This is a genomic window from Hamadaea sp. NPDC051192, assembly GCF_040682475.1.
Lineage (GTDB): Bacteria > Actinomycetota > Actinomycetes > Mycobacteriales > Micromonosporaceae > Hamadaea > Hamadaea flava.
Window position 1 is genome coordinate 1 of the sequence record NZ_JBFBAZ010000213.1, and the last position, 9476, is coordinate 9476.

10 protein-coding genes are annotated in these 9476 nt (G+C 68.2%); 4 read left to right on the forward strand and 6 right to left on the reverse strand.

What is annotated here, in order from left to right; all coding sequences use genetic code 11:
* The 3 genes from groL to AB0M47_RS40440 all read right to left on the reverse strand — a co-directional run.
* On the reverse strand, positions 1-1091 hold a 1091-nt coding region (gene groL / locus AB0M47_RS40430), incomplete at its 3' end, for a chaperonin GroEL (protein ID WP_363423699.1).
* 329 nt (positions 1092-1420) lie between these two features.
* Positions 1421-2395 (reverse strand): hypothetical protein, encoded by a 975-nt coding sequence (locus tag AB0M47_RS40435; RefSeq protein WP_363423701.1) that lies wholly within the window; start codon positions 2393-2395, stop codon positions 1421-1423.
* 101 nt (positions 2396-2496) lie between these two features.
* Positions 2497-2700 carry a cold-shock protein gene (locus AB0M47_RS40440; RefSeq protein ID WP_027342428.1) on the reverse strand — a complete coding sequence of 68 codons (204 nt, stop codon included), beginning with the start codon at positions 2698-2700 and terminating at the stop codon, positions 2497-2499.
* Between the two features lie 294 nt (positions 2701-2994).
* Here AB0M47_RS40440 and AB0M47_RS40445 point away from each other — a divergent pair, with 294 nt between their 5' ends.
* On the forward strand, positions 2995-3786 hold the full coding sequence (locus tag AB0M47_RS40445; protein WP_363423703.1) for a serine hydrolase: 792 nt from the start codon (positions 2995-2997) through the stop codon (positions 3784-3786).
* On the opposite strand, the gene paaN is transcribed toward AB0M47_RS40445, so the two are convergent.
* Positions 3783-5417: a phenylacetic acid degradation protein PaaN gene (gene paaN, locus AB0M47_RS40450; protein WP_363423705.1), complete on the reverse strand. Its 1635-nt coding sequence runs from the start codon at positions 5415-5417 to the stop codon at positions 3783-3785. The genes AB0M47_RS40445 and paaN overlap by 4 nt on opposite strands.
* A gap of 135 nt (positions 5418-5552) precedes the next feature.
* On the opposite strand from paaN, the gene AB0M47_RS40455 reads away from it, so the two are divergent.
* From AB0M47_RS40455 to AB0M47_RS40465, 3 genes are all read left to right on the forward strand, one after another.
* On the forward strand, positions 5553-6032 hold the full coding sequence (locus AB0M47_RS40455) for a hypothetical protein (protein WP_363423707.1): 480 nt from the start codon (positions 5553-5555) through the stop codon (positions 6030-6032).
* Positions 6033-6110: 78 nt separating this feature from the next.
* Positions 6111-6788, forward strand: coding sequence for a TetR/AcrR family transcriptional regulator (locus AB0M47_RS40460; RefSeq protein ID WP_363423708.1), 678 nt, complete (start codon positions 6111-6113; stop codon positions 6786-6788).
* Positions 6789-6826: 38 nt separating this feature from the next.
* On the forward strand, positions 6827-7513 hold the full coding sequence (locus AB0M47_RS40465; protein WP_363423709.1) for a hypothetical protein: 687 nt from the start codon (positions 6827-6829) through the stop codon (positions 7511-7513).
* A gap of 1 nt (position 7514) precedes the next feature.
* On the opposite strand, the gene AB0M47_RS40470 is transcribed toward AB0M47_RS40465, so the two are convergent.
* Complete coding sequence (locus AB0M47_RS40470; RefSeq protein ID WP_363423710.1) at positions 7515-8279, reverse strand: hypothetical protein; 765 nt, start codon at positions 8277-8279, stop codon at positions 7515-7517.
* A 56-nt stretch (positions 8280-8335) separates the two neighbouring features.
* Complete coding sequence (locus AB0M47_RS40475; protein ID WP_363423712.1) at positions 8336-9361, reverse strand: GNAT family N-acetyltransferase; 1026 nt, start codon at positions 9359-9361, stop codon at positions 8336-8338.
* Between the last annotated feature and the right edge of the window lie 115 nt (positions 9362-9476).

Below are 9476 nucleotides of genomic sequence, written 5' to 3' on the forward strand. Positions count from 1 at the left end.
TGGAGCTTCTCGCGGTCGTAGTCGGAGTCCGACTTCTCGATCTCGGCGCGGATCTGGTTCACCCGGCCGTTGATCTGCTCGGTGTCACCCGCACCCTCGACGATCGTGGTCTCGTCCTTGGTGACGACGACCTTGCGAGCGCGGCCCAGCATGTCGAGGCCGACGGAGTCCAGCTTGAGGCCGACCTCCTCGGAGATGACCTGGCCGCCGGTCAGGATCGCGATGTCCTGCAGCATGGCCTTACGGCGGTCGCCGAAGCCCGGGGCCTTGACGGCGACGGACTTGAAGGTGCCGCGGATCTTGTTGACGATGAGCGTGGCCAGGGCCTCGCCCTCGACGTCCTCGGCGATGATCGTCAGCGGCTTGCCGGACTGCATGACCTTCTCGAGGATGGGCAGCATGTCCTTGACGTTGCTGATCTTGCTGTTCGCGATCAGGATGTAGGCGTCCTCGAGGACGGCCTCCATGCGCTCCGCGTCGGTCGCGAAGTACGCCGAGTTGAAGCCCTTGTCGAAGCGCATACCCTCGGTGAGCTCAAGCTCCAGGCCGAAGGTGTTGCTCTCCTCGACGGTGATGACGCCTTCCTTGCCGACCTTGTCCATCGCCTCGGCGATGATCTCGCCGACGGTCGTGTCCGCGGCGGAGATCGACGCGGTCGAGGCGATCTGCTCCTTGGTCTCGACGTCCTTGGCGAGCTTGGCCAGCTCCTCGGCGACGGACGCGACGGCGGTCTCGATGCCCCGCTTGAGGGCCATCGGGTTCGCGCCGGCCGCGACGTTGCGCAGGCCCTCCCGGACCAGCGCCTGGGCCAGGACGGTCGCCGTCGTCGTGCCGTCACCGGCGACGTCGTCGGTCTTCTTGGCGACCTCCTTGACCAGCTCGGCGCCGATCTTCTCGTACGGGTCGTCGAGCTCGATCTCCTTGGCGATGCTCACACCATCGTTGGTGATGGTCGGAGCACCCCACTTCTTCTCCAGCACGACGTTGCGGCCCTTCGGGCCGAGCGTCACCTTCACGGCGTCGGCGAGGGTGTTCATGCCCCGCTCAAGGCCGCGGCGCGCCTCCTCGTCGAATGCGATCATCTTGGCCATAACGGCGATGTCCTCCTGGACAATCCCGGCATTCCGCACCTTAGTGGGCACGAAACGCCGCCTGTCTGATACACCTTCGCCGGGCGGATAGCCCGCGACGACCGGTCACCGAACGCCCTCGCCAGGAGGACGGTCAGGCGACCCCACCGCTCCGACTCTTGGTTTCCATTGTGTTGGCACTCGTTCGAGCTGAGTGCCAACACCTTGTTTAGCACTCTGCCCTGCCGAGTGCAAGCGAGTCCGCCCTGGAGCAGCAGATCAGGGTTATGCCTGTGATCTTGGCACAAGATCGCCGGCATAACCCTGATCTGGGAAAACGAGCCTTGAAGTCAGTCGAGTTCGGCGGCGAGCGAGCCCGCCGAGACCGGACCCTCGTGCCCCCGCTGTTCGGCGTACGTGAGAAGGATCCCGACGAACTGGATCATCGTGAACGGCAGCCCGATGACGGCGCCGACGCCCGCCACGACCGCCGAGCCGGCCATCGACAGCCCGGTCTGCCCGGCGAGCTGCACCGAGCTGTCCGGGTCGGCGCTGAACGAGCCGAGCCCACCGAAGGCCAGGTTGAGCACGTTCTCCACCGTGCTCGTCACGATCGAGCCGCCGATGAGGATCACGAGGATCATGGCCAACCGCCCGAGCACCCGGCCGAGGTTGTTGTTGAAGATCGTGAAGGACCGGCCGATGGGCGTACGCCGCTCGAACAGGTAGATCGGCCCGACCAGGGCGGTGGCGGCGAACACGTAGAACGCCGGCACGACGCAGGCGATCGCTCCGGCGATGATGAGCAGAGCGGTGACGAGGTTCCAGCCGAACAGGCCGAGGCACCGCCGGAAGCCGTACCGCAGCGCGTCGCCGACCGAGGTCGGGGCGCCGGCCGCGTCCCGAGTCACCACATAGGTGCCCGCGGCGTAACCGGCCGCCTCTACCACCGTGAAGAGCACTGCGGCGACGACGAGGGCGCCCATCAACCCGAGGAACGGACCGAGGATCGTGTCGAATCGGGGGTTCTCACCGGACTCGGCGGCGTCGAGCACCTCCTGCTGCCACGGCACCAGCACCGCTGCCGTGCCGACCGCCGACACGACGGCGAGCACAATGGAGGGCAGGAGGTGCGTGATGGCGAAGACGGTGGCGATGGACTTCCATGACCGCTGGAACACCGACGACATGCGGCCGAACCAGCCCCCGATCCCGGCGTACGGCGGGTTGACGAGGGGGTCGTACGGATTCGGGTACTGCTGCCCCGGCGCCTGGTAGGCGGCCGGCGGGGGCAGATAGTCGGACGGTGGCGGCAGTTCGGTCATCGGGCACTCCGTGAGGGGGAACGCGGGCATGAGAAGGCGCCGGACTCGCGAGGGGGGATGAGCCTCGCCAGCCGGCGCCGCCGGGGTGCTGAAGCTTCTGGTCAGGCGATGATCCGGACCTTCTCGGCCTGCGGACCTTTCTGGCCCTGCGCAATCTCGAACTCGACGCGCTGGCCGTCGTCGAGCGCCTTGTAGCCGTCCATCTCGATCGCCGAGAAGTGGACGAAGACGTCCTGACCCCCGTCGACGGCGATGAAGCCGTAGCCCTTCTCGCTGTTGAACCACTTGACGGTGCCCTGTGCCACTGTGACACTTCCTCACTTCGATGGTGCTGGGTCTGTCGTAGACCCCCGCCGGGCGTTCGCCCGCCGGAGCCATGACATCGAAGATCCATCCGGCTCCAGCGATGTCATCAGCCAGAACCGCACGATACTTGAGAGTGTGCGCTTGCGCACTACCCGAATTCGGACAGGCGACTGCCCTGGTCAGCGGCCCTGCGTCACCATCTCCAGGCGGCGCGGGTTGACCCCGTCGTGACGACCCGTTGGCACCCGGATCACGTTCAGGTATCGGTTCTTTTGTGCGCGATCGGCCTTCTCGTGGCGGTCGCGGTGGTCTCCTTTCAGGAGACCCCACAACCCGCGCATTCCACTGTCCACGCCGCCTCCGCGCCGCCGTCGCCGTCCGCGTCGGCTCCGGTCGCTCCACTTGTACGCGTTGAGTCGCCGGGCTTCTTCAGTTGGGCGCTCCTGAATCGGCGTACGCGGGAGGTGGTCGGCTCGGCGAACCTGGCCGAGCACAGCGACACGATGTCGATGGTGAAGGTGTGGCTGGCCGCGGACTACCTGACGCAGACGAATCCGGACCCGGACGCGAAGGCGCAGGCGATGCTGCGCCGGATGATCGTCGACAGCGACAACGCGGCGGCGACGAAGGTCTTCGGGCTCAACGGCGGCATCGTGACGATCGAGCGGATGGTGTCCGTCTGCGGGCTGGCCGACAGCGCGCCTAATTATCAGGAGAACCGGTGGAGCCCGACCATCGTGTCGGCCCGCGACACCGTACGCCTCGGGGAGTGCTTGGCGGAGGGGACGGCGGCCGGTCCACGATGGACGGATTGGCTGCTCACCCAGATGAGACAGGTACGCGGAGACGGCGACTTCGGCGTACGACTGGCGTTGCCTGAGGCGAACCGCGCGGCCGTGGCCATCAAGAACGGCTGGTTCATGCGCCCCGAGGACGGCCAGTGGCACGTCGCCTGCCTGGCGATCGGACCGGCCTGGGTGGTCAGCGTCCTGTTGCGGTATCCGAAACGGCTGGGGCTGGGCCACGGAAAGCAGGTCTGCCAGGAGGTCGGGTCCGACCTCCTGGCAGAGCGGGCGCTCGGCTAGGCCGCGGGCGCGGGGCGGCGCGACTGCACGATGCGGAACCGGCTGGCCACGTACGCCCCATCGGTGAGCGAGGCGTTGGCCGCCGCGTTCGCGCCGCTCGCGTGGAAGTCGGAGAACGCAGCGGACTGGTTGACGAACACCCCGCCGGTCAGGTTCTCCGACAGGTGTACGCCGACCTCCTGCGCGGCCAGCTCGACTTCGTCGAGCACCGCGTCGGAGGTGGAGTAGACGGCGGCCGTGATGGCGCCCTTCGCGCCCACGGTCTTCCGGAAGATCGCCAGCGAGTCCTCGGTCGACGCGGTCGCGATGGCGAAGGCGACCGGCCCGAAGCACTCGGTATCGAAGCCGTCCTTCACCGACACGATCATCGGCGTACGCACGGTCGCCCCGGCGTACGCGGGATGGTCGAGCGGGCGGCTGTCGAGGACGACGTCGCCCAGCGCGCGGGCCGCGTCGATCCGATCGAGGACGGCCTCGTTGACGACGGCCCCGGTCAGCTCGACCGCCTTGGCCGGGTCGGCGGTGATCGCCTCGACGGCGCCCTTGATCCCGGCGACCACCTCGTCGAACGACTTCGGCCCGGCCTCGGTCGGGACGCCGCCGGCCGGGATCAGCAGGTTCTGCGGGGTCGTGCACATCTGGCCGCTGTAGAGCGTGAGCGAGAAGGCCAGGTTCCGGCACATCCCGGCGAAGTCGTCGGTGGAGTCCACGATGACCGTGTTGACCCCGGCCTTCTCCGTGTAGACCTGAGCCTGCCGCGCGTTGGCCTCCAGCCATTCCCCGTACGCCGTCGAGCCGGTGAAGTCGATGATCTTCACGGCCGGGTCGAGCGCCAGCTCCGAGGCGATCGGAGCCTCCCGGGTGTCCACCGCGAGCTGCACGACGTCCTCGGGCAGCCCGGCCTCGGCGAGCACCTCGCGCGCGATCTGCACGGTGATCGCCAGCGGCAGCACCGCGCTCGGGTGAGGCTTGACGATCACGGGGTTGCCGGTCACCAGCGAGGCGAAGAAGCCCGGCCACGAGTTCCAGGTCGGGAAGGTGTTGCAGCCGATGACCAGGGCGACCCCGCGCGGGACGACGTGGAAGGTCTTCGTGAAGGCCTCGCCCTTCTTCTCCCAGGTGGCCGTCGGCGCCTGCCGCGTCATCTCGACATACGCGTACGCGATCGCCTCCAGTGCCCGATCAAGGGCATGCGGCCCACCGGCCTGGAACGCCATCACGAAGGGCTGCCCGGTCGTCGCGTGCACCGCGTTGGCCAGCTCGAACACCCGGCCCTTGAGCCGGTCGAGGATCTCCAGCCCGACTCCCGTACGCGTCTGCACACCCGCGTCGCGCCAGGCCGGCAGTGCGGCGGACGCGTTCGCGATCAACTCCGCGGCGGGCGTGGTCGCGTACCGGACGTCCAGGTCGATGCCGAACGGGGACTTCTCCGGGGCGATCCGCGCGCCGGAGCCGGGCAACGGGAAGTCCTGGCCGAGCAGGGCTTCGAACGCCGCCTTCCCGTCGGGCGCGGCGGCCTCCCCCCAGACCTTGGGGCTCGGCGACTCGGGGTACGCCGACCAGTACACACGCTCGGCGATCGCCCGCTGTGCCCGGTCGAGCAGCTCTTCATGGGTGGCGAAGAAAGACATGCCCTCATCATGCCCGACGCGTGGTCACGGTCACACTTGAACGCGTTCAAGTCGTGGTGCTAGCGTCTGAGTCGTCAAGTTGAACGCGTTCAAAAGACGCGCTCGACCACGTCGTCACCGACTGGAGTTGGGGCAATGGATCCCAAGCTCGGCCTCTACCTGGCCTATCTGGTAGTCACCGTCGCACTGACCGTCTGGGTCGCCCGGACGCTGTTTCGCAACGGGCAGGTGTTCCTGAAGGACGCGCTCGCCGACGAGGAACTCGCCGCCAGCGTCAACAAGCTGCTGGTCGTCGGCTTCTACCTGCTCAACCTGGGGTACGTCGCGCTCGCCATGAAGACGACCGAGACCGTCACCGACGCCACCGCCGCCGTCGAGAACCTGGTCACCAAGCTCGGCATCGTGATGCTCGCGCTCGGCGCGATCCACTTCTTCAACGTCTTCGTGCTGACCCGGTTCCGCAAGCGGATCCAGCGCCAGAACCTGGCCCAGCTCGTGCCGCCGCACCTCCCGCCGGGACGGCCGCAGCACCCCGCCGCCACCGCGGCGTACCAGCCGCCGCAAGGACCGCGACCGCCGATGCAGCCGCAAGTTCAGCTGCAACCGCCACTGTGACTCGCGCGTGACTCACTCGATCGGGGGCAGGCGGAGCGTGGCGCGAGCCACGCTCCGCCTGGTTATACGGTGAACGACGTGACCGAACCCAGCCCCGGCGCCGCATCCGGCAAGGGCGAGCAGACCCGCCGCCTGATCGTCGAGACCGCGATCCGGCTCTTCGGCGAGAACGGCTACGAGAAGACGACCATGCGGGCCATCGCCTCGGCCGCCGAGCTCTCGGTCGGCAACGCGTACTACTACTTCAGCAGCAAGGAAGCCCTCGTCCAGGAGTTCTACCTCGAACTCCAGCGCGAGCACTCCGCCGCCGTCGAGTCGATCCTGACCGCCGGCGGCGCCTTCGGCGACCAACTGCTCGGCGTACTGGAGTCGGGGATGCGCGTCTGGGGGCCGCACCACCAGTTCGCCGGCAAGTTCATCGGGCTCGCCGCCGTGCCGGGTTCACCGGTCAGCCCGTTCAGCCCGGAGTCCGAGGAGTCCCGGAAGATCTCGCTCGACATCTTCCAGCGACTCGTCGACGGCACGACCACCAAGATGGACCCGGCCCTCCGGGCCGAGCTGCCCGAACTGCTCTGGCTGCTCCAGCTCGGCGTGGTCGTCTACTGGGTGCACGACGAATCGCCGGACCAGACGAAGACCCACAAGATCATCCAGCGCGGCGTCCCGTACCTGGAACACCTCGTCGGCCTGTCCCGGCTCAAGGTCTTCCGCCCGGTGACCGTCCAAGGCCTCGCCCTGCTCCGCATGCTCCGCTAGGGCAGCGCCAGCGCGTCGCGAAACCTAGACTCCCCGAGATGGTCGGGCAGATCCTTCTCCCCTTACTGCTTGCGTTCATCACCGCGACGGCGTACTTGTCCTTCGCCTGGACGCGCTGGGGACGGATCGGCACGACAGTCGCCGTCGGCCTGTTCAGCGTCGCTGTCTTCACCCTGCTCGTCGGCTGGATCGTCCGCGACGATCTCCCCACCCGCGGCGAGGCGGCGACGCTCTATCTACCTGCGGTCTTCGTGCTCATCGGGATCGGGCAAGCGCTCGACCGGCTGTTCGGACGGGACAAGCCGCGATCCACCCCAGCGTTCGAGACGCGGTCGGCCGTCATCGCGCTGACGATCCTCACGCTCTGCTCCAGCGTGGGATTGGTCTTCGTCGCCGCCGAACCCGACTACTCCGGACGACCGGACGACGTGGTCCTGCTTCCGTTGCCCGACGATCTCACCCTCGTCGCCCACGACGAGGACTGCGGCAGCGAGCTGTGCTCGGAGACCTTCGAGATCAGCGCTCCGGATCGTCCCGGTGTGGCTGCGGTGGAGCACCGGCTTCAGCTTCATCTGACGGAGAGCAAGGGCTGGCGCTTCGACCCGGTGCGGCCTGGTCACGCCTGCCGCCACCTTGGCTGGTTCACCGATCGGCCCACCTGCGTCACGATCGGATCCGGGGCCGAGCCCGGCTCGGTCGCGGTTGTCCTCAGCTCACTGAGCTGAGTCAGGGCGCGGGGGTGCAGGGCGGCGCGGTGAAGCCCGCCGGGGTCGCCACGAAGGCGTGCGACACGTACTTGCCGGGCGCCACGCGATCCCACAGATCCGTCGCGCCCGCTTCACCGGTGATCTGCTCTCCGCGTATCTGGCAGGAGATGGGAAGCTGCGCGGCGCCGGCGGCGAACCCCACGACCGCGCCGGTGCGCGACGGCTTGTCGCGGACCAGCAGTGGCGAGCCGTCGGTGGCGACCGAGCCGCGCGGGCCCGGGGTCGTCCACAGGAAGGCCACGCGGACCCAGGCGTTGTCGCGCAGCCCGAGGCCGTCGCGAAAGGCGCGGTCCGCGAGGTCGATGCCCGCCGGATTGCTGACGGTACGCCCGAACTCGTCGCGCCCCCGGTTGTAGCCGTCGGCGTACGCGGCTTGGGCAGCCGGCTTGCCCCGGGGCAGGTCCTTCCACATCTGACGGTTCGCGTTCCAGTAGTCGTCCTTGGTGTTCCACGGGCCGACGTCCCAGACCGGAACGAAGACACACCGGGTCGCGGTGCAGACGCGTACGGTGCGATTGCCCTGGTTGCGGCCCGCGAGACCGAGCCGGGACGGCAGCGCGGCGAAGAGGTCCTCGCTCGCGATGCGGTGTCCGTTCGCGGTCACCTCGCCGATCAGGCCCTCGCGGGTGGCGTACACCCGGGCCTCGAACGGATCGTCCGCCCAGGCCGCCCCGGGCAGACCCACGACCAACGCCACGACCAGCATGATCCCCCGCTTGATCATGGCCCCATGATGCCGGGTACGCCCAGCTCAGGGCGTACCCGACACGCTTGATCCGCTCAGAAGTCCTTGCGCCAGTTCTGGAAGGCGTACTGGGGGCGGAAGCCCATCTGCTCGTTGATCGAGATCATGTAGCCGTTCTCCGCCGCGTTGAACGTGTCGATCGCGGTGACCTTCGGGTTCTGCTCCCGGTACCACCGCAGGTTCTCGACCTTGACGAGGGCGCCGAGGCGGTGACCCCGGTGATCGGGATCGACGATGGTGATCTGTTGCCAGCCGTGCCAGTCGCAGTCCTCCTCGGCGGAGATCGTCGTCCAGGCCACGACCCGGCCGGTCTCCTCGTGCACCACGCCGGTGTGGAAGCTGGTCCGGCCGCGGGCCATGATCGCCGCCTCGGTCTTGCGTACGCGGTCGGCGTCGACGTTCATCGGCTCCCAGCCGGTGTCGCCCATCGGCGCGTCGGCGAGCAGCCGCCCGTCCAGGTACGCGATGTCGTGGACGATGTCGTCCGGGGTGGGATCGTTCCACTGGACGATGCGATAACCGTCGGCCTTCGCGCGCGCGTGGGCGAGCATCTCGTCGAGGACGGACTCGTCGACCTCGGACAGCTTGAGGACCCGGTTGACCTCGGGCAGCGCGTCGCGATATCCCATCGCGCGGGCGAATGCCGGGCCGTCGGCGTCCGGTGCGACCAGATCCAGCTCGGGCAGACTCCAGGCGGAGTGGCTGTTGACCGTCTTCTTGCCCAGTTCGCGCGCCCGATCCTCGCTGAAGGCGAGCAGCTCGCGGCCGAAGCCGCGGCGCCGGTGCTCCGGGGATACGCCGATCTCGACGTGCGCCTTGTCGAGGTTGTCCTCGGTGTAGTGCTCCACTCCGACGAATCCGACGACCTCGCCGGCGGCCAGCGCGACGTAGTTCTCCTGGACGTTGCCCGGCCAGGGATGCTCGAACATGCGCTCCAGGCGCTTTCGCGTCGGGGGTGGGAACGCGGGCGTTTCGTGTTTATGCAAAACCATCGAGGCGATGAGGTAATTGTCGAGTGACTCGGGATCGCCGGGATTCACGGGGGTGATCTGCAGACTCATGCCCTCAGGGTCGCCCACGACGGACGCGGCCGCACCCGGTTTTCGCCGTTCCCGCCGGACGCTGAGCCGGACGCTGGATCAGGGTTCCGGGTCGAATCTTGCCCCAAGATTCGAC

What these genes read in the sequence shown, in the direction of transcription:
- AB0M47_RS40435 (WP_363423701.1), bottom strand. Translation starts at nt 2,395, where the DNA reads ATGACCGAACTGCCGCCACCGTCCGACTATCTGCCCCCGCCGGCCGCC.
- paaN (WP_363423705.1), bottom strand. Translation starts at nt 5,417, where the DNA reads ATGTCTTTCTTCGCCACCCATGAAGAGCTGCTCGACCGGGCACAGCGG.
- AB0M47_RS40455 (WP_363423707.1), top strand. Translation starts at nt 5,553, where the DNA reads ATGGATCCCAAGCTCGGCCTCTACCTGGCCTATCTGGTAGTCACCGTC.
- AB0M47_RS40465 (WP_363423709.1), top strand. Translation starts at nt 6,827, where the DNA reads ATGGTCGGGCAGATCCTTCTCCCCTTACTGCTTGCGTTCATCACCGCG.
- AB0M47_RS40470 (WP_363423710.1), bottom strand. Translation starts at nt 8,279, where the DNA reads ATGATCAAGCGGGGGATCATGCTGGTCGTGGCGTTGGTCGTGGGTCTG.
- AB0M47_RS40475 (WP_363423712.1), bottom strand. Translation starts at nt 9,361, where the DNA reads ATGAGTCTGCAGATCACCCCCGTGAATCCCGGCGATCCCGAGTCACTC.